The 22,139-nt window shown below is 69.2% G+C and carries 17 protein-coding genes; 9 read left to right on the top strand and 8 right to left on the bottom strand.

What is annotated here, in order from left to right; genetic code table 11:
* Positions 1-21 precede the first annotated feature (21 nt).
* Together cynS and cynT are read right to left on the bottom strand one after the other, a co-directional pair.
* Positions 22-492, bottom strand: a complete 471-nt coding sequence (cynS, locus tag ACM0M4_RS16125; protein WP_221345401.1) for a cyanase — start codon at positions 490-492, stop codon at positions 22-24.
* 39 nt (positions 493-531) lie between these two features.
* Positions 532-1,194: a carbonic anhydrase CynT gene (gene cynT / locus ACM0M4_RS16120; protein ID WP_054376321.1), complete on the bottom strand. Its 663-nt coding sequence runs from the start codon at positions 1,192-1,194 to the stop codon at positions 532-534.
* Positions 1,195-1,308: 114 nt separating this feature from the next.
* Here cynT and cynR point away from each other — a divergent pair, with 114 nt between their 5' ends.
* Complete coding sequence (gene cynR, locus ACM0M4_RS16115; RefSeq protein ID WP_003114874.1) at positions 1,309-2,196, top strand: transcriptional regulator CynR; 888 nt, start codon at positions 1,309-1,311, stop codon at positions 2,194-2,196.
* A gap of 6 nt (positions 2,197-2,202) precedes the next feature.
* Here the strand turns inward: cynR and ACM0M4_RS16110 are convergent, their stop codons facing one another.
* Positions 2,203-3,588: an MFS transporter gene (locus ACM0M4_RS16110; protein WP_033865917.1), complete on the bottom strand. Its 1,386-nt coding sequence runs from the start codon at positions 3,586-3,588 to the stop codon at positions 2,203-2,205.
* A gap of 140 nt (positions 3,589-3,728) precedes the next feature.
* Between ACM0M4_RS16110 and ACM0M4_RS16105 the strand changes: the two genes are divergently transcribed.
* The 8 genes from ACM0M4_RS16105 (at position 3,729) to ACM0M4_RS16070 (ending at position 16,617) form a co-directional block, all read left to right on the top strand.
* On the top strand, positions 3,729-4,631 hold the full coding sequence (locus ACM0M4_RS16105) for a LysR family transcriptional regulator (protein ID WP_054376342.1): 903 nt from the start codon (positions 3,729-3,731) through the stop codon (positions 4,629-4,631).
* Positions 4,632-5,389: 758 nt separating this feature from the next.
* Positions 5,390-8,347 (top strand): TonB-dependent receptor, encoded by a 2,958-nt coding sequence (locus ACM0M4_RS16100; RefSeq protein ID WP_009876340.1) that lies wholly within the window; start codon positions 5,390-5,392, stop codon positions 8,345-8,347.
* A 3-nt stretch (positions 8,348-8,350) separates the two neighbouring features.
* Positions 8,351-10,159 (top strand): extracellular solute-binding protein, encoded by a 1,809-nt coding sequence (locus tag ACM0M4_RS16095; RefSeq protein WP_003103635.1) that lies wholly within the window; start codon positions 8,351-8,353, stop codon positions 10,157-10,159.
* 1 nt (position 10,160) lies between these two features.
* The gene (locus ACM0M4_RS16090) at positions 10,161-11,234 is read left to right on the top strand and encodes a microcin C ABC transporter permease YejB (RefSeq protein WP_003103638.1); all 1,074 of its coding nucleotides are present in this window, start codon (positions 10,161-10,163) and stop codon (positions 11,232-11,234) included.
* 1 nt (position 11,235) lies between these two features.
* On the top strand, positions 11,236-12,252 hold the full coding sequence (locus ACM0M4_RS16085; RefSeq protein WP_003160167.1) for an ABC transporter permease: 1,017 nt from the start codon (positions 11,236-11,238) through the stop codon (positions 12,250-12,252).
* A 1-nt stretch (position 12,253) separates the two neighbouring features.
* Positions 12,254-13,864 (top strand): ABC transporter ATP-binding protein, encoded by a 1,611-nt coding sequence (locus ACM0M4_RS16080; RefSeq protein ID WP_010792375.1) that lies wholly within the window; start codon positions 12,254-12,256, stop codon positions 13,862-13,864.
* 145 nt (positions 13,865-14,009) lie between these two features.
* Positions 14,010-15,191, top strand: coding sequence for an aminotransferase class V-fold PLP-dependent enzyme (locus ACM0M4_RS16075; RefSeq protein WP_003120247.1), 1,182 nt, complete (start codon positions 14,010-14,012; stop codon positions 15,189-15,191).
* A 202-nt stretch (positions 15,192-15,393) separates the two neighbouring features.
* Positions 15,394-16,617, top strand: coding sequence for a DUF2235 domain-containing protein (locus ACM0M4_RS16070; protein ID WP_054376323.1), 1,224 nt, complete (start codon positions 15,394-15,396; stop codon positions 16,615-16,617).
* Between the two features lie 19 nt (positions 16,618-16,636).
* Here the strand turns inward: ACM0M4_RS16070 and ACM0M4_RS16065 are convergent, their stop codons facing one another.
* The 5 genes from ACM0M4_RS16065 to ACM0M4_RS16045 form a co-directional block, all read right to left on the bottom strand.
* Complete coding sequence (locus ACM0M4_RS16065; protein WP_003120248.1) at positions 16,637-17,692, bottom strand: copper resistance protein B; 1,056 nt, start codon at positions 17,690-17,692, stop codon at positions 16,637-16,639.
* On the bottom strand, positions 17,689-19,494 hold the full coding sequence (locus tag ACM0M4_RS16060; RefSeq protein WP_023086305.1) for a copper resistance system multicopper oxidase: 1,806 nt from the start codon (positions 19,492-19,494) through the stop codon (positions 17,689-17,691). Before ACM0M4_RS16060 ends, ACM0M4_RS16065 begins: the two co-directional genes overlap by 4 nt.
* A 148-nt stretch (positions 19,495-19,642) precedes the next feature.
* Complete coding sequence (locus ACM0M4_RS16055; RefSeq protein WP_003088740.1) at positions 19,643-20,281, bottom strand: YdcF family protein; 639 nt, start codon at positions 20,279-20,281, stop codon at positions 19,643-19,645.
* Positions 20,278-20,946 (bottom strand): HAD family hydrolase, encoded by a 669-nt coding sequence (locus tag ACM0M4_RS16050; RefSeq protein WP_003103648.1) that lies wholly within the window; start codon positions 20,944-20,946, stop codon positions 20,278-20,280. Before ACM0M4_RS16050 ends, ACM0M4_RS16055 begins: the two co-directional genes overlap by 4 nt.
* 1 nt (position 20,947) lies before the next feature.
* Complete coding sequence (locus tag ACM0M4_RS16045; protein WP_003114866.1) at positions 20,948-22,111, bottom strand: MFS transporter; 1,164 nt, start codon at positions 22,109-22,111, stop codon at positions 20,948-20,950.
* Between the last annotated feature and the right edge of the window lie 28 nt (positions 22,112-22,139).

Here is a 22,139-nt window from a genome sequence, read left to right as displayed (position 1 = left end):
CGAGCCGGGCGGCGCGACGCTTCAGAACGGTTTGGTCGGCAGGTACTTGCCGTCGAGGGTGATCACCGCCCGCGAGCCGCCTTCCGGGTCCTCGACCTTCTTGATGTCCAGCTTGAAGTTGATCGCGCTGATGATGCCGTCGCCGAACTGTTCGTGGACCAGTGCCTTCAGGGTGCTGCCGTAGACTTGCAGCATCTCGTAGAAGCGGTAGATGGTCGGGTCGCTGGGGATGCCGCCGGCAATGCTGCCGCGCAGCGGGATGCTTTGCAGCAGGAGCACCGCGTCGTCGTCCAGGCCGAGTTGGGCGGCGATCTTGCGCGCCGCCGTCTCTGGCAGGGCATGCTGGCCGAGCAGGGCGGCGGTGACGAAGGTCAGGGCGAGACCGGTGCCGTCGGCCAGATCCTGCCAGGACAGGCCCAGGCGGGCCTTGTTCAGGACCACGGTCTCGGCCAGTTGCTGGCGCGCGTTGGGGGACACTTGGCTGTGTTGCATGGGATGACTCTCCTTGCGGGTGGTTGTGAGGGAAGGGATTCAGGCGACCGCCTGCCCGGGTGCGCCGCCTACCGCGCGCACTTCGGGATGCTTGGCGAGGGAGACGAAGCGCCGGCTGGCGCCGTCGAGGGCGTCGATGCGGCCGCTTTCGATGTCGTAGACCCAGCCGTGCAGGTTCAGCCGACCCTGTTCCAGGGCGCGGGCGACGCAGGGGTGGGTGCGCAGGTTGGCCAGTTGGGCGATCACGTTGTGCCGCACCAGGGCGTCCAGCCGCGCCGCCTCGGAGGCGTGTTCGTGGGCGCTGTTCATCGCCCGTGCGGCCTCGGCGTGGTGCAACCAGCCGGCCACCGCCGGCAACTGGTCGAGACAGGCGCAGGATGCGATGGCGCCCATCGCGCCGCAGTCCGAGTGGCCGCAGACCACGATGTCGCCGACCCCGAGCACCGCCACCGCGTATTCCACCGAGGCGCTGACCCCGCCGGGCTGCGGCCCGTAGCCGGGGACGATGTTGCCGGCATTACGGATCACGAAGAGTTCGCCGGGCTCGCGCTGGGTCAGCAGCTCGGGGACCACCCGGCTGTCCGAGCAGGCGATGAACAGCGCCTTGGGGGCTTGCCGGGTGGCCAGGGACTTGAACAGTTGCGAGCGCGCCGGGTAGGCGTCGCGCTGGAAGCGGAGAAAGCCGTCGATGATGTCACGCATGGCGCTGGGCTCCTGGCCGTCGAATGGTGGGGCCAGGATGCGCGGATTGAGCCATAGGGTCCAAGACCGGTTTATTATTCCAATCATTGGTCTGGCCTATAGTTGGATGTTTCCATGCTGCTTCGCCACCTGCGCTACCTGCTCGCTGTCGCCGAGCATCGCAACTTCACCCGCGCCGCCGAGGCGCTGCACGTTTCGCAGCCGACCCTGTCGCAGCAGGTGCGGCAACTGGAAGAGCAACTGCGCGTGCAATTGCTCGACCGCTCCGGCAGGAGCGTGCGTCCCACCGATGCCGGCGAGCTGTACCTGCTTCATGCGCGGCGTGCCTTGCGCGAGCTGGAAGCGGCGCAACGAGCGATCCACGAGGTGCGCGACCTCAGTCGCGGCCGCCTGCGCCTGGGCATGACGCCGACCTTCACCTGCTATCTGGTGGGCGCCCTGGTGGATCCGTTCAATCAGCGCTATCCGGGCATCGAGTTGAGCCTCGAGGAGTTGCCCCAGGACGCCCTGGAGGCGGCGCTGATCGACGATCGCCTGGACCTTGGCGTGGCCTTCAGCGAGCCGGGTTCGGTGGAGATCGACAGCCAGCCGCTCTACCTGGAGCGCCTGGGCCTGGTGCTGGGGGCGGAACACCCGGCGGCGGACGCGCCGCTGGCCGCCGCAGCGCTGGCGGAGTTGCCGTTGGCGTTGTTGCGCGACGACTTCGCCACGCGCCGGCACATCGACGCTTACCTGCGCCAGCAAGGGGTGACGGCGCGGGTGGCGCTGGAGGCGAACTCGATCAGCGCCATCGTCGACGTGGTTCGCCGCGGAAGACTGGCCAGCATCCTGCCGGAGGCGGTGGCGCGCCAGCAGGCCGGGTTGCGCTGCGTGGCGCTGCGGCCGGCGTTGCCGACCCGCCAGGTAGCGCTGTTCTGGCGCCAGGGCAGCCACCCCGGTGCCGCGCGCCTGGCCTTCCAGGCCCTGGCGCTGGAACTCGGCGCCGAGCTGGGCGACGCCTGAGCGGGATCAGCCGCGACTCGGCTGCAACGCCGCGGGCTCCTCGCGGCGCAGCCGCAAGGCCAGGGCGGCGCCGAACAGGGCGAGCAGGGCGCTGAGCGCGGTCACCCATTCGATGCCGCGCGCCTGGCTGGCCAGCAGGCTGGCGGCATCGGCGCCGCGCACCTGGGCGTTGGCCAGCGCCACCAGCAGGGCCAGGCCGAGCGCGCCGCCGATCTGCTGGGTCATCGAGGCCATCCCCGAGGCGACGCCCTGTTCGGCGGGATCGACGCCGCTGGCGGCGCTGACCCACATGGCGGTCCAGGTCATGCCCTGGCCGACGCTGAGGATCACGATGGCCGGCAGCAGCGCCAGGAAGCCGCGCCCCAGCGGCAGGCACGCTGCCAGCAGGCCGAGCCCGAGTGCGCCCAGCAGCAGGCCGGCGACCAGCGTCGCGCGTGCCCCGTGGCGGGCCAGCAGGCGCTCGGCGACGCGGATACCGAGGGTGCAGAGCAGAGTCGCCGGGAGGAACGCCAGGCCGGTCTGCAACACGCTGTAGCCGTACACCGACTGGAAGTAGATGGCCAGGAAGTAGTACTGCACGCCGTAGCTGCTCATGAAGATCGCGGTCAGCAGCATCGCCACCTGCAGGTTGCGGTTGCCCAGCAGGCGCAGCGGCATCAGCGGGTCGCGGCTGTAGTGTTCGATGGCGAGGAACGCCAGTAGCAGCGGGACGGAAAGGTAAAGTCCGAAACGTACCGAGGGCGCATCCCAGCCCGACTCGGGGCCCTGGACCAGGGCGAAGACCAGCAGGGTGGCGCCGGCGGTGACCGTCAGCGCGCCGGCCAGGTCGAAGCGCCGACCGCGCTGGCGCCGGGCGTCGGCCGGGATCAGGCGCAGGGCGAGCAGCGCCGCGGCGCCGGCCAGCGGCACGTTGACCAGGAAGATCGAGGCCCAGCCGAACAGCTCGGTGAGCGCGCCGCCAAGCGCCGAGCCGAGGGCCAGGCCGAACGCCGAGGCGATGCTCCAGATCGCCAGGGCACGATTGCGCGCCGGGCCCTCGGCGAAGTGATTGCCGATCAGCGCCAGGGTCGCCGGGAACAGCAGCGCGCCACCCAGGCCCTGCACGGCGCGGGCGAGGATCAACGGCAACTCGCTCTGGGCCAGGCCGCCCGCGAGGGAGGCGAGGGCGTACAGGCTTTGCCCGAGGACGTACATGCGGCGCCGGCCGAGCAGGTCGGTGGCGCGCCCGCCGAGCAGGAGGAAGCCGCCGAAGGCCACCGTATAGGCGCTCACCACCCATTGCAGGCGTTGCGCCGAAAAATCCAGCGCCCGGCTGATTTCCGGCAGGGCGACGAACACGATGGTGGCGTCGAGGGCGATGATCAGTTGCGCGCAGGCGAGCAGGGCGAGCATCCAGTTGGAAGGGGCGGCACGGTCCGTCACGGCGGGACTCCTGGTCTGGGTTGGGCGCGGCCAGTGTTTCTCATGCTGGAATCGTGATAAATAGCCTCTCCGTCCTTTCACTGATGAAAATAATCATCGATGAGATCGCCATGGACCTGAATGCCGTCAAGTTGCTCGCCCGCGTGGCCGAGACCCGTAGCTTCACCCAGGCCGCCGTTTCCCTCGGTCTGACCCAGTCCGGCCTGTCGCGCGCCATCGGCCGGCTGGAAGCCGAACTCGGCGTGCGTCTGCTGCACCGCACCACCCGCAGCGTCAGCCTGACCCCGGACGGCCTGCTGTTCTACGAGCGCTGCGCACCCTTGCTGGCGGAACTGGAGGAAGTCGAGAAGTTGCTGGTGGACCGCCAGTGCGCGCCGAGCGGTCCGCTGAAGATCACCACCCCGCAGGCGCTCGGGCGGATCGTGATCATGCCGGTGCTGCGCGAACTGACGCGGCGCTACCCGCAATTGCAGATCGAGGCGGCGATGACCGATCGCCTGGTCGACCTCACCGAGGAAGGCTTCGACGCCGCCGTGCGTCTCGGCCGGGTCGGCGACGTGCGCCTGATCGCCCGGCCATTGGCGGCCTTGCGTTGGGTCACGGTGGCGTCGCCGGAATACCTGCGCAGCCACGGCACGCCGGAGCGCCTGGAGCAACTCGCCGGGCACAACTGCCCGACGGTGCGCGACCTGCACACCGGCAAGCTGCTGGAATGGCAGTTCCAGCGCGACGGCCAGCCGCTGAGCCTGGCGGTGCGCGGCGACCTGGTGCTGGACGTGGCCGACGCGCTGGTCGACGCGGCGCTGGTCGGCCAGGGCATCGTCCAGGTGATGGGCTTCATGGCCGAGGAGGCGATCCGCCGGCGTCGACTGGTACGCATCCTCCAGCCCTTCGAACCGCCGCTGTGCCCGGTGTCGCTGATCTACCCGCCGTCGCGGCAGTGCTCGCTGAAGATCGGCGCGCTCTACGAGGAACTGAAGAGCGCGCACTGGTGCGGGGCGCTGACGTACTGACCCGAGGGCGGCAGGGCGGATAACGCCGTGTTCGGACCGGCGGATAGCCGCAAGCGGCTATTCGCCCTACACGGGGCAAGGCCGGTAGCCGAGCTTGGGGGTGATTTTGGGGTAGGGCGAATAACGCCGGAGGCGTTATCCGCCGATACGCCGTGCCTGAACCGGCGGATAGCCGCAGGCGGCTATTCGCCTTACGCGGGGCAAGGCCGGTAGCGGAGCTGGGGATGATTGTCGGGTAGGGCGAATAACGCCGGAGGCGTTATTCGCCGCTACGCGCTGCCTGAACCGGCGGATAGCCGCAAGCGGCTATTCGCCCTACACGGGGCAAGGCCGGTAGCGGAGCTGGGGAAGATTGTCGGGTAGGGCGAATAACGCCGGAGGCGTTACCCGCCGCTACGCCGTGCCTGAACCGGCGGATAGCCGCAAGCGGCTATTCGCCCTACGCGGGGCAAGGCCGGTAGGGGAGCTGGGGAAGATTGTCGGGTAGGGCGAATAACGCCGGAGGCGTTATCCGCCGCTACGCCCTGCCTGAACCGGCGGATAGCCGCAAGCGGCTATTCGCCCTACGCGGGGCAAGGCCGGTAGGGGAGCTGGGGAAGATTATCGGGTAGGGCGAATAACGCCGGAGGCGTTATCCGCCGATACGCTTATTCGCCCGCGCTTATAAGCTCAGAACAAAGCGTTCCAAGCCTGCCCTGCAAATCTCCCGCGCTCATCGCTCATCCCCTGGAAACCATGTTTTCGGGGGGAACCGAACGATGCCGCACCATGCTCCATCCACACGCCTGCCTTCCAGCCTGGCCCTGGCCGCGCTGCTCGCGGCGGCCTACGCCGCGCCGCCGGAGGCACGTGCGGAGACGCCCGCGCCCGCCGCCAAGGCGCTCACCTTCGACGTCGCCGCCGGCCCGCTGGACCAGGTGCTGCTGGGCATCTCGCGACAGAGCGGCTTGCTGATCTCCTTCGAGCAGTCGCTGGTGCGCGGCCGGCAGGCGCCGGCGGTGCGCGGTCCGCTGAGTGTCGACCAGGCCCTGGAACAGGCCCTGCGCGGTAGCGGCCTGCAGTTCCGCCGTTCCGAGCGCGGCGCGGTGATTTCCGCCGCGCCGCTGCGCGCGGCCGTACCGGCGGCGAAGGTGCAGCCGCTGGCGGCGAAAGCGGAGCAGACCCTGGAGCGGGTGGTGGTGACCGGCTCGCGGATTCCCCGCGCCCAGCAGGAAGGGCCGTCGCCGGTCACGGTGATCAGCAGCGAGGAAATCCAGAACCGTGGCTACCGCAACGTCTTCGAGGCCTTGCAGACGCAGACCCAGAACACCGGCATGACCCAGGGCGAGGACTACGGCAACACCTGGCAACCGGCGGCCAACGCCCTCAACCTGCGCGATCTCGGCCCCAACCACACGCTGGTGCTGATCAACGGCCGGCGCGTCGCCGACTACCCGACCGCCTATGGCGGCTCGGTGAACTTCACCAACCTGGCGAACATCCCGGCGGTCATGATCGACCGCATCGAGATCCTCAGCGGCGGCGCCTCGGCGATCTACGGCTCGGATGCCATCGCCGGGGTGGTCAATATCGTCCTGAAGAAGAAATTCGATGGCGTCGACGTCAACCTGCGCGCCGGCACCACCGAGCGCGGCGGCGGCGACAACCAGCGCCTGCAACTGGTCGGCGGCGGCGCGACGGGCGACTTCGAAGGCCTGTTCGGCCTGCAGGTCGAGCAGCGCCAGCCGGTCTGGGCCAACCAGCGCGGTTTCATGGACAGCTACCCGGACGGCAACAACGTCGGCTACCGGCTGAACCCGCAGAGCGGACGCTACCTCGGCGACGCCTCCTGCGCCGGCCTCGGCGGCCTGTTCGGCGGCAACGTGGCGCCGGTGCCGGGCGCCAGGGGTGGCTATCGCTGCATGACCGACCAGTACTACAACAACTACTGGACCCTACAGACCAAGAAGGAAAACTACGACGGCTACGCCGGCGGCACCTGGCACCTGAGCGACAGCGGCAAGCTGTTCGCCGACCTGCTGTTCGGCTTCGACCACCTGCAGAACAATACCCGCGGGCCGTCCTTCACCTCGCCGGACTTCATCAATGCCTCCAGCGGCGACCTGGAGCGCTGGTACCGGCTGTTCTCGCCCGAGGAGATCGGCGGCAAGAGCAGCAACAACAGCAAGTGGCGCGAGGTGTCCTGGACCGGCACCCTCGGCTACAGCGACCACGTCGCCAATACTTCCTGGGAATACGAACTGGCCGCGACCCGCTCCGAGTACCGCAGCGACCGCACTACCCGCTACACCCCGGCGGCCGGGATCCTCGACCTGTACCTGGGCCGCAAGCTCGGCGAACGCGACGGCTACCCGGTCTACGATCCCGATCCGGCGCGCCTCGGACGTCCGCTGAGCGAGGAAGAGTGGCGCAGCCTGCGGCGCAACGTGACCCAGCACAGCGAGTCCTACTCGCAGACCTACAGCTTCACCGGCAACGGCGAGCTGTTCGACCTGCCGGCCGGCCCGGTGGCCTTCGCCGGCGTGCTGGAGGTGGGCAAGCAGGGCTACAGGATCCGTCCCGACTCGCAATACAACGACGGCTCTCTCTACAACGTCTCCAAGGCCAGCAGCTCCGGCGGCTCGCGCGACCGTTACGCCGCCGGCGGCGAATTCAGCATCCCGCTGCACGACACGCTGCTGGCGTCCGCCGCCGGCCGCTGGGACCAGTACAGGTTCAGCGGTCGCACCGAGGAGCAGACCACCTACAACCTGGGGCTGGAGTGGCGCCCGCTGACCAGCCTGCTGCTACGCGGCAGCTACGGCACCAGCTTCCGCGCGCCGGACCTGAACTACATCTACCAGGCCGACGCCAACGGCTACTACCCGGCGCAGAAGGACTACTACGGTTGCGAGAAAGGCGTCGACGGCGCCTGCAAGAACGGCCGGGTCGACTACGTGCAGAGCGGCACGCCCGACCTGAAGTCCGAGCGCGGGCGCTACTGGAGCTACGGCTTCGTCTGGTCGCCGTCGAGCAGGTTCGACTTTTCCGCCGACTACTACCACATCCAGATCGATGACCTGCTGACCACCCTCGATCCGGACAAACTGCTGCGCGACGAGGCGGCCTGCCGCAGCGGCGGGCTCGATCCGGACTCGGCGCAGTGCCGCGACACCCTGGCGCGGGTCGAGCGCAACGCCGGCGACGCCAGCGTCGACCCGAATCGCCTGAACAAGGTCTACGTCAATGCCATCAACGCGGCCAAGGAGCGCACCAGCGGCATCGACCTGCGCAGCAACATCCGCTGGGGCGCCGGCGACTACGGCGCCTTCTCCTCGACCCTCGGCTACACCCTGGTGTTGTCCCACGACTACAAGCAGTCCGACGACTACCCCAGCGAGAACCAGCGCGACAGCCTCGACTCCCACGACTGGCGCAGCAAACTCAACGCCAGCCTGACCTGGGACTACGCACAGTTCACCTCGACGCTCTTCGCGGTGCGCTACGGCAGCGTTACCAACGCCGCTGGCAGCGGGCGCCTGAGCCCGTGGACGGTGTTCAACGCCAGCGCCCGCTACCGGCTCAACGAACGCGCCAGCGTCGGCCTGACGGTGAACAACCTGCTCGACCAGATCAAGGAGGACGACTCCGATGGCTGGCCGTACTATCCCACCGGCAACTACGACGCCATGGGCCGCCAATGGTGGCTGGACTTCAGCTATCACTTCGGTGGTTGAGCCATGCCCGGACGCATCCTGGTCTTCGCCTGCTGCCTGCTCGCCAGCCTGGCCCGCAGCGAGCCGCGCCATGCCATCACGCTCTACGACGAGCCGGCGAAATATCCGCCGGGTTTCCAGCACTTCGACTTCGTCGACCCGCAGGCGCCCAAGGGCGGCAGCCTGCGGCGGATGGAAAGCGGCAGCTTCGACACGCTGAACCCCTTCGCCAACCGCGGCACGCCGATCAGCATGACCCAGGCCGCGCTGATCTACGAAACCCTCGGCTTCCAGTCACTGGACGAGCCGTTCACCGAATACGGCTACCTGGCGCGCTACATCGAGAAAGCCCCGGACAACAGCTGGGTGCGTTTCCATATCGATCCGCGGGCGCGCTTCAGCGACGGCGTGGCGGTCACCGCCGAGGACGTGAAGTTTTCCTTCGATAGCCTGGTCGAGCAGGGCAGCCCGTTCTGGCGCGCCTACTACAAGGAGGTCCGCGAGCCGGTGGTGGAGGATCGCCTGCGCATCCGCTTCGATTTCCGTCATGCCGGCAACCGCGAGCTGCCGCTGGTGCTGGCCCAGCTCTACGTGCTGCCCAGGCATTGGTGGCAGGGACGCGACTTCAACCGCAGCAGCATGCAGCCGCCGCTGGGCAGCGGACCTTACCGGCTGGAGAAGGCCGAGGCGGGGCGTTCGGTGAGCTACCGGCGCAACCCCGACTGGTGGGCTCGCGACCTGCCGGTCGGGCGTGGCCTGTACAACTTCGAGCGGATCCGTTTCGACTACTACCGCGACAGCGGCGTGGCCTTGCAGGCGTTCAAGGCCGGGCAGGCCGACATCAATGTCGAGACCAGCGTCAAGGCCTGGAGCAGCGGCTACGACTCGCCGGCCCTGCGCGATGGCCGGTTGCGCCAGGAGAGCTTTCCCTACCCGTACCCGGCCAGCCTCCAGGGCCTGGTGTTCAACCTGCGCCGGCCGCTGTTCGAGGACCGCCGGGTACGCCAGGCGCTGAGCCTGTTGTTCGACTTCGAATGGACCAACCGGCAGCTCTTCGGCGGTCGCTACAAGCGCCTGCGCAGCTATTTCGACAACTCGGAGATGGCCGCTCGCGGCCTGCCCGGCGCCGACGAACTGGCCTTGCTGGAGCCGCTGCGCGGGCAGATCCCCGAGGAGGTCTTCGGCCAGGCCTACGCTCCGCCGGTGAACGACGGCAGCGGCGATATCCACGAGCGCCTGGTGCAGGCCTACCGCCTGCTCGGCGAGGCCGGCTGGCATGCCGTCGACGGGCGCCTGCTGGATACCGCCGGACGGCCGCTGCGCTTCGACCTCCTGCTCCAGGGCAAGAGCCTGGAGCGCGCGCTGCTGCCGTTCCAGCGCAACCTGGCGCGGATCGGCATCGATATGCGCCTGCGCCAGGTGGACGCTTCGCAATACATCGAGCGCATACGTGCGCGGGACTACGACATGATCGTTTCGAGCTTCTCCCAGTCCAATTCGCCGGGCAACGAGCAGTACAGCTTCTGGCATTCCTCCAGCTACGCCGATCCCGGCGGCTACAACCGCATCGGCCTGAAGGACCCGGCCATCGACCGGCTGGTCCAGGCGGTGGTCGAGGCCGACTCGCGGGCCGCCCTGGAAACCGCCGTGCGCGCCCTCGACCGGGTGCTGCAATGGGGCTACTACCTGATCCCGACCTGGTATTCCGACGAGGTCTGGATCGCCAGCTGGAATCGCTTCGGCCGACCGCCGCAGGCGCCGCGCTACAGCCTGGGGCTGAACACCTGGTGGGAAGTCCGCGAGCGGGCCGCGCCGAGCCGGGAGGCGCAGTGACATGGGCGGCTACCTGTTGCGCCGCCTGGCGCTGATCCTGCCGACCCTGCTGGGCATCCTGCTGATCAACTTCGCCATCGTCCAGGCCGCACCCGGCGGGCCGGTGGATCAGGCCATCGCGCGCCTGCAGGGCGTCGACGGCGGCGGCCCGCTGGGGCGTGGCGGGGAGGGTGGGCATGGCGCTCTGGAACCGCAGCGCCACGGCGAGACCGGCATCGATCCGCAGCTGGTGGCCGCCCTGGAGCGCCAGTACGGCTTCGACAAGCCGCCGCTGCAACGGCTCTGGCTGATGCTGTCGAGCTACGCCCGGCTGGATTTCGGCGAGAGCTTCTACCGCGACGCGCGGGTCATCGACCTGATCGCCGAGAAGCTGCCGGTCTCGCTGTCCCTGGGCTTGTGGGCGACACTGATCACCTACCTGGTGTCGATTCCCCTGGGGGTGGCCAAGGCGGTGCGCCACGGCAGCGCCTTCGACCTGTGGAGCAGCGCGCTGGTGGTGATCGGCTATGCGGTGCCCGGCTTCCTCTTCGCCATCGTCCTGATCGTGCTGTTCGCCGGCGGCAGCTACCTGGACTGGTTCCCCCTGCGCGGCCTGGCTTCCGAGGGCGCCGAGCGCCTCGGCCCGCTGGCGCGCTTCGCCGATTACCTCTGGCACCTGGCGCTGCCGGTGGGTTCGCTGGTGGTCGGCGGTTTCGCCAGCCTGACCCTGCTGACCAAGAACAGCTTCCTCGACGAGATATCCAGGCAGTACGTCGCCACCGCTCGCGCCAAAGGGCTCAGCGAGCGCCGGGTGCTCTACGGCCATGTGTTCCGCAACGCCATGTTGCTGGTGGTGGCCGGGCTGCCGGCGGCGCTGGTCTCGGTGTTCTTCACCGGGTCGCTGCTGATCGAGGTGCTGTTCTCCCTCGACGGCCTCGGCCTGATGGGCTACGAAGCGGCGCTCGGCCGCGACTACCCGGTGGTGTTCGGCAGCCTGTTCATCTTCACCCTGCTCGGGTTGCTGGTGAAGCTGGCCGGCGACCTGGCCTACAGCCTGGTCGACCCGCGCATCGACTTCGCCGCGAGGAAACAGTGAGATGGCCATCGTCCTTTCCCCGCTGCACCGCCGCCGCCTCGCCGCGTTCCGCGCCAACCGCCGCGGGCGCCTGGCGCTACGGCTGTTCCTCGCGCTGTTCGTCACCTGCCTGTTCGCCGAGCTGATCGCCAACGACCGCCCGCTGCTGCTGGAATACCGTGGCCAGTGGTTCCTGCCGGTGCTGCGGGACTATCCGGAAACCGCCTTCGGCGGCGAGCTGCCGTTCCCGCCGGACTACCGCGGTCGCTTCATGAGCGAACGCATCGCCCGCGACGGCTGGGCGCTGTGGCCGCCGATCCGCTTCGACGCGCGCAGCATCAACTACGCGCGCCCGGCGCCGGCGCCGCCCTCGGCGGAGAACTGGCTGGGTACCGACGACCAGGGCCGCGATGTGCTCGCGCGGGTGATCTACGGCCTGCGCCTGTCGATTCTCTTCGCCCTCGGCCTGACCCTGGCCTCGTCGTTGCTGGGAATCTGCGCAGGCGCGGTGCAGGGCTACTACGGCGGCTGGATCGACCTGTTCGGCCAGCGCTTCATCGAGGTCTGGTCGGGTCTGCCGATGCTTTACCTGCTGATCATCCTCGCCAGCCTGGTGCAGCCCGGGGTCGGCTGGCTGCTGGCGATCATGCTGCTGTTCTCCTGGACCAGCCTGGTCGACGTGGTTCGCGCCGAGTTCCTGCGCGGTCGTCACCTGGAGTACGTCAAGGCGGCGCGAACCCTCGGCCTCGGCGACGCCGGGGTGATGTTCCGGCACATCCTGCCCAACGCCATGGTCGCGACCCTGACCTTCCTGCCGTTCCTGCTCTGTGGCGCGGTGACCACCCTGACCGCCCTGGACTTCCTCGGTTTCGGCCTGCCGCCCGGCTCGCCGAGCCTTGGCGAACTGGTCGGGCAGGGCCGCGACAACCTCCAGGCGCCCTGGCTCGGGCTGACCGTGTTCGTGGTCCTGGCGACCTTGCTCAGCCTGCTGGTGTTCATCGGCGAAGCGGTGCGCGACGCCTTCGATCCGAGGAAATGAGATGAACCGGGAACTGTTGCGAGTGGAAAACCTGAGCGTCGCCTATGGCGACACGCAGGTCGTGAAGGGGATCGACTTCAGCCTGCGCGCCGGCGAGACCCTGGCCCTGGTCGGCGAGTCCGGCTCCGGCAAGTCGCAGACCGCCCACGCCCTGCTGCGCCTGCTGCCGGGCGCGGCGCGCCTGGGCGGCAGCGTGCGCCTGGACGGCGAGGAACTGCTCGCCCTGTCGCCGCAGGCATTGCTGGCGATTCGTGGGCAGCGCATCGGCATGGTGTTCCAGGAGCCGATGACCTCGCTCAATCCATTGCAGCGCATCGGCCGCCAGGTCGGCGAGGGCCTGCGCCTGCATCGCCGCCTGCGTGGCGCCGCGCTGCGCGGGCGGGTACTGGAACTGCTCGAACTGGCCGGCCTCGAGCAGCCGCGACGCCTGCTCGAGGCCTATCCGCACCAGCTCTCCGGCGGCCAGCGACAGCGAGTGATGCTGGCCATGGCGCTGGCTTGCGAGCCGCAACTGCTGATCGCCGACGAACCGACCACGGCTCTCGACGTCACCGTGCAGAAACGCCTCCTGGAGCTGCTGCAAAGCTTGCAGCGACGGCTGGGCATGGCGATCCTGCTGATCAGCCACGACCTCAACCTGGTGCGCCGGGTCGCCGATCGGGTCTGCGTGATGCGCGATGGCCAGATCGTCGAGGAGAACGCCTGCGAGACGCTGTTCCGCTCGCCCCGGCATCCCTACACGCGCCTGCTGATCGAGGCCGAGCCGGGTGGGCTGGCGGAGCCGGTGGCGTGCCGCGAGACCTGCCTGGAGGTGCGCGCGCTGAGCCTCGACTACCCCGCGCCCGGCGGCTGGCTGCGCCGGCGCGCGGGACTGCGCGCGGTGCACGAGGTCAGCCTGCGGCTGCGCCGTGGCAGCACCCTGGGGATCGTCGGCGAAAGCGGTTCGGGCAAGTCCTCCCTCGGCCAGGCGCTGCTGCGCCTGTTGCCGGCCGAAGGGCAGATCCTGTTCCAGGGCGAGCGCCTCGACCGGCTGCACGGCAAGCGCCTGTTGCCATTGCGCCGGCAGTTCCAGGCGGTGTTCCAGGACCCCTACGGCAGCCTCAACCCGCGCCTTAGCGTGGAACAGATCGTCGGCGAAGGCCTGCGTATCCATGGCATCGGCGATGCCGGCGAACGCCGCGCGCGGGTGCTGGAGGCACTGCGCGAGGTCGGTCTCGACGAGCCTTGCCTGGAACGCTATCCCCACGAGTTTTCCGGCGGCCAGCGCCAGCGCATCGCCATCGCCCGCGCGCTGGTGCTGAAGCCGGCGCTGATCCTGCTCGACGAACCGACCTCGGCGCTCGACCGCAGCGTGCAGTGCCAGGTGGTCGAGCTGCTGCGTCGGTTGCAGCGTCGCCACGGGCTGAGCTACCTGTTCATCAGCCACGACCTGGCCGTGGTACGCGCCCTGGCCCACGACATCCTGGTGCTCAAGGACGGCCGGGTGGTGGAGCAGGGCAGCGCCGCTGCGCTGTTCAGCCAGCCGCGCCACCCCTATACCCGCGAGTTGCTCGGAGCGATACCCGCGCTGCGCCTGGAAGAGCACCTGCGGGTGGCCGGGCTGGGAATCTGAGGCGGGAAACCATGCTGACTCTAAGGATGTTCCGAAAGGTTCTTTCCAGACGCCCCGGCGCTTTTCTTAAGATCGGCCTGCGGGCCCGTCAGGGACAAGGAGCCATGTCGGCTTCCGGGTCCGTCCGATCGATTGGGGGAATGCGATGAGTTCGTTACCGTTGTACTTCGATTACGCCGCCACCACGCCCGTGGACGAGCGCGTGATCCGGGCCATGGTGGAGTGTCTCGGCTACCAGGCGTGTTTTGGCAATCCCGCGTCGAATTCCCATGCCTACGGCCGCCAGGCGCGGCGGGCAGTGGAGCGGGCCAGGGAGCAGGTGGCCGCGCTGGTCGGCGCCAGCGCCGGGCAGATCGTCTGGACTTCCGGCGCCACCGAATCCAACAACCTGGCCCTCAAGGGCGTGGCCCAGGCGCTGGACGCACCCGGCCACCTGATCACCAGTCGCCTGGAGCACAAGGCGGTGCTGGACACCGTGCAGCAACTCGCCGATGACGGCTGGAGCGTGACCTGGCTGGCGCCCGGCACCGATGGCCTGATCCGGCCGGAACAGGTGGAGGCGGCCTGGCGCGCCGATACCCGTCTGGTGTCGCTGATGCGGGTCAACAACGAACTCGGCACCCTGACCGACATCGCCGCCATCGGCGAACGGGTGCGCGAGCGCGGCGCGCTGTTCCACGTCGACGCGGCGCAGGCCAGCGGCAAGGTGGCGATCGACCTGGGCCGCCTGGCGGTGGACCTGATGTCGTTCTCCGCACACAAGACCTACGGGCCCAAGGGCATCGGCGCGTTGTACGTCGGGCCGCGCGCCGAGCGGCGGCTGAAGGCGCAGATCCACGGCGGCGGACACGAGCAGGGCCTGCGTTCCGGGACCCTGGCGACCCACCAGATCGTCGGTATGGGCGAGGCCTTCGCCCTCGCCGGCGAGCTTTTCGAGGAGGAGGGCAGGCGCATCGCCGGACTCCAGCGGCGTCTGCTGGAGGGGCTGGCGCAGATCGACGGCTGGCGCCTGAACGGCAGCGCCGACGCACGCATCGCGCATACCCTGAACCTGACCTTCGACAACCCGGCCTTTGTCCCCCAGGCACTGGAGTCCAGCCTGGCGGTGTCCAGCACCTCGGCCTGCAACTCGGCGCGGCCGGCGCCGTCCCACGTGCTTCTCGCCCTCGGCCACGATGCCGCCAGCGCTGGCCGCAGCGTGCGCCTGAGCCTCGGTCGCTACACCCGCGAGGCCGACGTCGACGCGGCGGTGGCCGCCCTCAAGGCCGCGGCGGATAGTGGCGCGCCGGCGTGGCAGCCGTTCCTCGGGGTATCCAGGGCAGGCTGAGCGGCCGGCTCGACCCGCCCTCGCCGAAGCCAGGGGCTGCGGATAACCGCGAAGCGGTTATTCGCCCTGCGGCTCCAGGGGCTTTTCGTCTTTGCCGCCATTTCCCGGCAATGTGCGCTTGGCGGATCATCCAGGTTGGGTATCATGCGTCGCCATTCCCATCCACCGCCGACGGAAGTCAGGCTTTGCCTGCGTGAGCCCAATGGACGATCTCTCCCCCGATTCCGCCTTGCCGCCTGCCGGCAGCGCCCAGGACAACGACGCGCCGCGCCAGTTGGTGGTCTGCATCGACGGAACCTCGAACCGCTTCGGCGACCAGCCGACCAACGTGGTGCGCCTGTACCGCTCGCTGTCGCGCGATCCGCGCAGGGTGCTGGCCTACTACGACCAGGGCGTCGGCACCTTCGGCCTGAAGGAAACCCTGTTCGAGTGGCAGAAGTTTCCCTCGCGGATCGCCGGCCTGGCCTTCGGCTGGGGGCTCAAGCGCAACGTCGAGGGCGCCTATCGCTTCCTCGCCGAGCACTACCGGCCCGGCGACCAGATATTCCTCTTCGGCTTTTCCCGCGGGGCCTACGCGGTGCGGGTGCTGGCCGCGATGCTGCGCGCGGTGGGCCTGATCGATGCGCACCAGCCGCACCTCTTCGACTACGCCTGGACCCTGCTCACCACCCGCATGCCGCCCCGCGACGAAGACAAGCGGGCCGGCACGCGTCGCCGCGGACCGGACTTCGGCCTGCTGGGACGCTTCCGCAAGGTCTTCGGCCGGCAGGTGAAGGTGCACTTCCTCGGCCTGTTCGACACCGTGACCTCGGTGGGCTGGGTCTACGACCCGCTGACCGTGCCGTATTCCTCGAACAACGAAATGGTCGACGTGGTCCGCCAGGCCCTGGCCATCGACGAATGCCGCTGCTTCTTCCGGCAGAACCTCTGGTTCGGCGAGAAGGACCTCAAGTCCGACGTGTTGCAGGTGTGGTTCCCCGGCATGCACTCCGATGTCGGCGGTGGCTATGCGCCGAAGGACTCGCGGCTGGCTCTGGTGGCCTTTACCTGGATGCTCGGCGAGGCGCTGGAGGCCGGCCTGCATGTCGACCCGGCGCGCAGCCGCGACCAGTTGCGCGCACGTTCGAAGCAGGGCCCGGACCCGACCGCGCCGATCCTGCCGGTGATGACCCGGCCCTGGCGCCTGGCCGAGTGGCTGCCGCTGCTGGTCTGGGACCGCCGCAGCGGCAACCGCGCCTGGCGCTGGTCGCGTGGCCGGCCGCGCTCGCGGCCGCTGGAACCGGTCGGGCAGGAAACCCGGGTCAAGCTGCACCGTTCGGTGCAGCGGCGGCTGGACGAATGCCCCGACTACCGGCCGTGCAACCTGCCAGCGCTGGAACGCTGCGACCTCATCGACGATTCGCCGTTGCTCGACGGCTACCGCTAGCGGCTGGCCGCGATCGCGTTCAGAACCACATGCGGATACCGGCGACGAAGCGCGCCTCGTCGTCGTCCTCGCCCTCGGCGCGGGCCAGGTCGGCGCTGTTGCCGTAGGAGCGGTTCCAGGTCACCCCGATGTAGGGCGCGAACTCGCGACGGATCTCGTAGCGCAGGCGCAGGCCCAGCTCGCTATCGGCAAGGCCCGAACCGATGCCGCGGGCGGGATCGTTCCTGCCGTACAGGTTGACCTCGGCGCTGGGCTGGAGGATCAGCCGGTTGGTCAACAGGATGTCGTACTCGCCCTCCAGGCGCAGCGCGCTCTGGCCGTTCTCGCCGAGGAAGGCGGTGACTTCCGCCTCGAAGTCGTAGAGCGCCAGGCCCTGCACGCCGAACGCCGCCCAGGTCTGCGGCGAGCCGGGCTTGAAATCCTGGCGCACGCCGGCGACCAGGTCCCACCAGGGACCGATGGCGTGCCCGAACAGCGCCTGGACCTCGGCGTCCTCGGTCTTGCCGTCGAGCCGTTCGCCTTCGCTGCGCAGCCACAGGCGGTTGATGTCGCCGCCGATCCAGCCGCTGGCGTCCCAGGCCAGCGCGCTACCGTCGTCGGCGTCCTGGTATTCCAACTGGTCGAGCAGGAAGAAGCTGTTCAGCGCGCTGTCGTGCACCTTGTGCCCCTCCAGCGGCGGAAAGGCGGCACGGCGGTCGGCCTCGGTCGGCACCGGGATCGGCGTACGGCTCTGGCTGGGCGCGGCCTGCGCCGGAGGTTGCCGCGCAGCGCGGCTCATCCCCGGCATCCGGCCATGGTCCATTCCCTGGTGCTCCATGGGCTGTGCCGGGGCGGGCGATGCGGCGCCGTGGTCCATCCCCGGCATCCGGCCATGCCCCATCCCCTGGTGGTCCATGGGTTTCGCCGGGGCGGAGGTCCTCTGGCCGTGGTCCATGCCAGGCATCGCGCCGTGGTCCATGGCCGAGTGGTCCATGCCATTGTCCCGCGCGGCCTCGACGGGATTCGGCAGGCCCAGCAGCAGACCCAGGGCGAGGGCACCGGCGGCCAGGCGGGCGGGTTTCGGCTGGCGGCTCATGCGTTGTCTCCTTCGTCTACCCGCACTTCGCGGAACATGCCCATCTCCATGTGGAACAGCAGGTGGCAGTGATAGGCCCAGCGTCCCAGGGCGTCGGCGGTGACCCGGTAGCTGCGGCGGGTGCCCGGCGGCATGTCGATGGTGTGCTTGCGCACCAGGAAATTGCCTTGCTCGTCCTCCAGGTCGCTCCACATGCCGTGCAGGTGGATCGGGTGGGTCATCATGGTGTCGTTGACCAGGACGATCCGCAGGCGCTCGCCGTAGGTCAGGCGCAGCGGCTCGGCGTCGGAGAACTTGATGCCGTCGAAGGACCAGGCGAACTTCTCCATGTGTCCGGTCAGGTGCAGCTCGATGGTGCGCCCCGGCTCGCGGCCGTCCGGGTCGGCGAAGCGGCTGCGCAGGTCGGCGTAGGTCAGCACCCGCCGCCCGTTGTCGCGCAGGCCGAGGCCGGGGTCGGCGAGCTTCGGTGTCGGCGTCATGGTCTGCATGTCGACCAGCGGGTTGCCGTCCTCCGAAGCCGGATGGGACTGCATCGGCATGGCGCCCATGCCCATCCTGGAGTGGTCCATGCCGGCCATCTTGGAGTGGTCCATGCCGTTCATGTCCATGCCCGACATCTTCGAATGGTCCATCTCGCTGGCGGGCCTCGTCGCCGCGCCATGCCCCATGGCGCCGTGGTCCATGCCGCCCATGCCCATGTCGTCCATGCCGATCAGCGGGCGCGGATCGGGCGTCGGCACCGGCGCGCTAAGCCCTTCGGCCAGCGCCAGGGTGCCGCGGGCGTAGCCGCTGCGGTCCATGGACTGGGCGAAGAGGGTATAGGCGCGCTCGCCGCCCGGTTCGACGATCACGTCGTAGGTCTCGGCCACGGCGATGCGCAACTCGTCGACGCTGACCGGCTCGACGTGCTGTCCGTCGGCGGCCACCACGGTCATCTTCAGGCCGGGAATGCGGACGTCGAAATAGCTCATCGCCGAGGCGTTGACGAAGCGTAGGCGGAGCTTTTCGCCGGGGCGGAACAGGCCGGTCCAGTTGCCGTCCGGCGGCTGTCCGTTGAGCAGGTAGGTATAGGTGTAGCCGCTGACGTCGGCGAGATCGGTGGGACTCATCTTCATCTCGGCCCACATCTTGCGGTCGGCCAGGGTCGCGGCCCAGCCGTTGGCGCTGACGTCGTCGATGAAGTCGCCGACGGTGCGCTTGTGGAAGTTGTAGTAGTCGGACTGCTTCTTCAGCTTGGCGAGGATGCGCTGCGGCTTCTCGTCCGACCAGTCGCTGAGCAGCACCACGTAGTCGCGGTCGTAGCTGAACGGTTCCGGCTCGCGGGCGTCGATCACCAGGGCGCCGTAGACCCCGGCCTGCTCCTGTAGCCCCGAGTGGCTGTGGTACCAGTAGGTGCCGTTCTGCCGGACCTTGAAGCGGTATTCGTAGAGACCGCCGGGAGCGATGCCCTCGAAGCTGAGGCCCGGCACGCCATCCATGTTGGCCGGCAGGATGATGCCGTGCCAGTGGATCGAGGTGTCCTCGGCGAGGCGGTTGCGCACCCGCAGGGTCACGTTGTCGCCTTCGCGCCAGCGCAGGGTCGGGCCGGGCAGCGAACCGTTGATGGTCATGGCGGTGGCCGGCGAGCCGCTGAGGTTCACCGGGGTCTCGCCGATGAACAGGTCGAAACTGTCGCCGGCGAGCAGGTTCTGCTGGCCCGGCCCGGCCAGGGCCCAGGCCGGGGCGCGCCAGAGACCCAGTCCGCCGAGCAGACCGGTGGCGGCGAGGCCTTTGACGAAGGTGCGTCGCGAAGTTCTGTGCATCCGCTGGTTTCCACGCAGGTGGCAGGACGGACTGCGCGAGCCTGCGCAGCCGGGAGGTCGCGGCCCCGCCAGGGCGGTGCGGCGATGCGGACACCCTAGCGGCGCGCGCCTGTCGGCAAGCTGTGGGGAAGATTACAGTGCTGTCAGCTCAGCGCGGCGGGTTCACCAGGTGGCGGTCGAAACCGCGCGCCACCAGGCGTTCCCAGGCGTCCATGACCTGCGCCGGGATCGGGCAGGCGACCTGGAAGCCCAGCGCCGGGTAACGCATGATGCGGTCAAGGTCGCCGACCATCTCGTCGATCACCCCGAGTACGCCGACCAGGTTCGAGATGCCGTCGGGAAATGCGTAGTCGGGCGCATCCACGTGTCCCTCCAGACCCGGCCAGCGGACCGGCAGGGTCAGCGCCACGCGGCGGATCGAGTTGGGCTTGGTGACGAAGGTCGCGCGGCGCAGGTCGGGGAACAGCTCGCGGGCGAAGGCGATGTTCTCGGCGAAGTTGGTCGCCCGCGGCTCGATCACGATGAGGCTGTCGCTTACCCCGCGTGCCCTGGCATGGCGGGCGAACAGCTCGGCTTCCGGCTCGACCCAGAGATGGCGCGTCCAGTGCCCGGTGTTGCCGGTGAACAGCAGGCGTTCGGCGAGGCCGCGTTCGAGCAGTTCGCAGGCGTGGTCGCAGACTCGCAGGTCGTAGGAGCCGCATACCACCAGCAGTTCGCAGGGCACATGGCAGCGGCCCTGGCCGAGGAAGTCCCAGAGCAGCCGGGCATCTTGCAGGGTCGGGCTCATGGGACGCCAACGCTCCTCTCGCTGCCGGTCGTGGCGGGGTGCCGATGCTGGCAGTACAGCCGGTCGTCTTCGCGGACGATCCGTAGCTCGCGGAAATCCCGGACCGACCAGCGCGCGCCGGCGGCGAGCAGGCCGCTCTCCTCGCCGATCGCCACGCAGGTCGCGCCGGCGGCACAGGCGGCCTGCACGCCGCTGAGGGAGTCTTCGAACACCAGGCAGCGCGACGGTGCCACGCCGAGCCTGGCCGCGGCCAGGCGATAGCCATCCGGAGCCGGCTTGCCGTGGACCACGTCGTCGCGGCTGACCAGGGTGCGGAACGCCGCCTGCAGGTCGTGCTGGCGCAGCACGTGGTCGATGCGTGCCGGCCAACTGCTGGTGACCAGCGCCAAGGGCACGTCCAGCCAACGCAGCTGGCGGATCACCGCGGCGACGCCGGGCAGCAGGGGACAGTCGGCGCCTTCCTCCAGCGCATCGACCCGTTGCTTGAGGATCCGCCGGCGCTCCATCGGCAGGTGGCCGAACAGATAGTCCAGGGTGTAGCCGCCCGGGCGACCGTGCACGTGGTCGCGCAGGCAGTCCGGGCCGAGCGCCACGCCCTGTTCGCCGGCGACCCGGCTCCAGGCCGCGGCGATGGCTTCGCGGGAGCTGATCAGGACGCCGTCCATGTCAAACAGAACGGCTGAAAACGCTAGTCGATGCATCTCGGGCACTCTGTAGGGCAAGCCAGACCAGGACCGCGCCGCCGAGGGCGAACAGCGCCATGATCAGATAGGACCACTGCGGCAGGCCTTCGTACAGCCAGCCGGCGGCCGGACTGGCGAGGCCCATGGGCAGCGCTACCGCCAGAGAGTAGTAGATCCCCTGGGTCAGTACCCGCGCGCTTTCCGGCGCGTGGTCGCGGATGTAACGCATCACCGCGGCGTGGTAGGCGGCGAAGCTGAGGGCGTGCAGGCACTGGCCGAGGAGGATCGCGGCGAGGTGTTCGCTGCCGGCCAGCAGGCCCCAGCGCAGCGCCGCGCAAAGGCTGGAGAAGAGCATCACCTGGAGCGCCGGGTGGCGGTCCAGGATGCGGTTGGAGACGGCGAAGAAGCTGATCTCGGCGATTACCGCCAGGCCCCAGAAGGCGCCGACCGAGAACGACGAGTAGCCCAGCGTCTGCCAGCCCAGCGAGGCGGTGGTGAAGTACAGCGAGTGGCTCAGTTGGATCATTCCCGCCGCGGCGATGGCCAGCAGCAGGGGGCGTTGCCGGAGGATCCCGCGCAGGTCGGGACGGCGCCTGGCGCCCGGCAGCGGCGAGTCCGGACGGCGCAGGCTGCGGCGACGGAGGAACAGGCAGGCCAGCGCGGTGAGCAGCATCGTCAGGCCGACCAGGGCGGGCACCAGTTGCTGGCCGAACCGACCGAGCAGCAGGCCGCCCAGGGTCGCGGTGAGGATGAAGGCCAGCGAACCGACTGCGCGTACCCGCCCGTAGTTCTGCAGGGCGGCCTTGTCGCGCTTGAGCAGGTAGGATTCGGTGAGCGGCAGCACGCTGGTCCAGAATGCGCCGTAGAGCACGCTCAGGGCGATGAACAGGGGCAGGCCCTCGGCCAGCTGGAACAGCAGGGCGCAGGCGCCGGCCAGGGCCGCCAGCAGGGTCGCCAGGCGCAACTGGTCGATGCGCCAGTCGGCCACGTAGGTCAGCGCCACCCCGGCGATCACCTGCGGCCAGTAGGCCGCGGCGATCAACAGGCCGATCTGGCTGGCGCCGAAGCCCAGGCTGGCCAGCCAGGTCGGCCAGAACGGATAGATCAGCCCCTCGGCGGCGAAGTAGCCGGAAAAGATCAGGTACATGCCGGTTCCCGCGTCGCCGTGCCGGTTC

Origin of the sequence: Pseudomonas sp. 18-147 (genome assembly GCF_051048045.1) — a bacterium.
In the GTDB taxonomy this organism is placed as follows: domain Bacteria; phylum Pseudomonadota; class Gammaproteobacteria; order Pseudomonadales; family Pseudomonadaceae; genus Pseudomonas; species Pseudomonas aeruginosa.
Note: the sequence above shows the minus strand (reverse complement) of the source record. Positions and strands in the feature narration are given on the sequence as shown.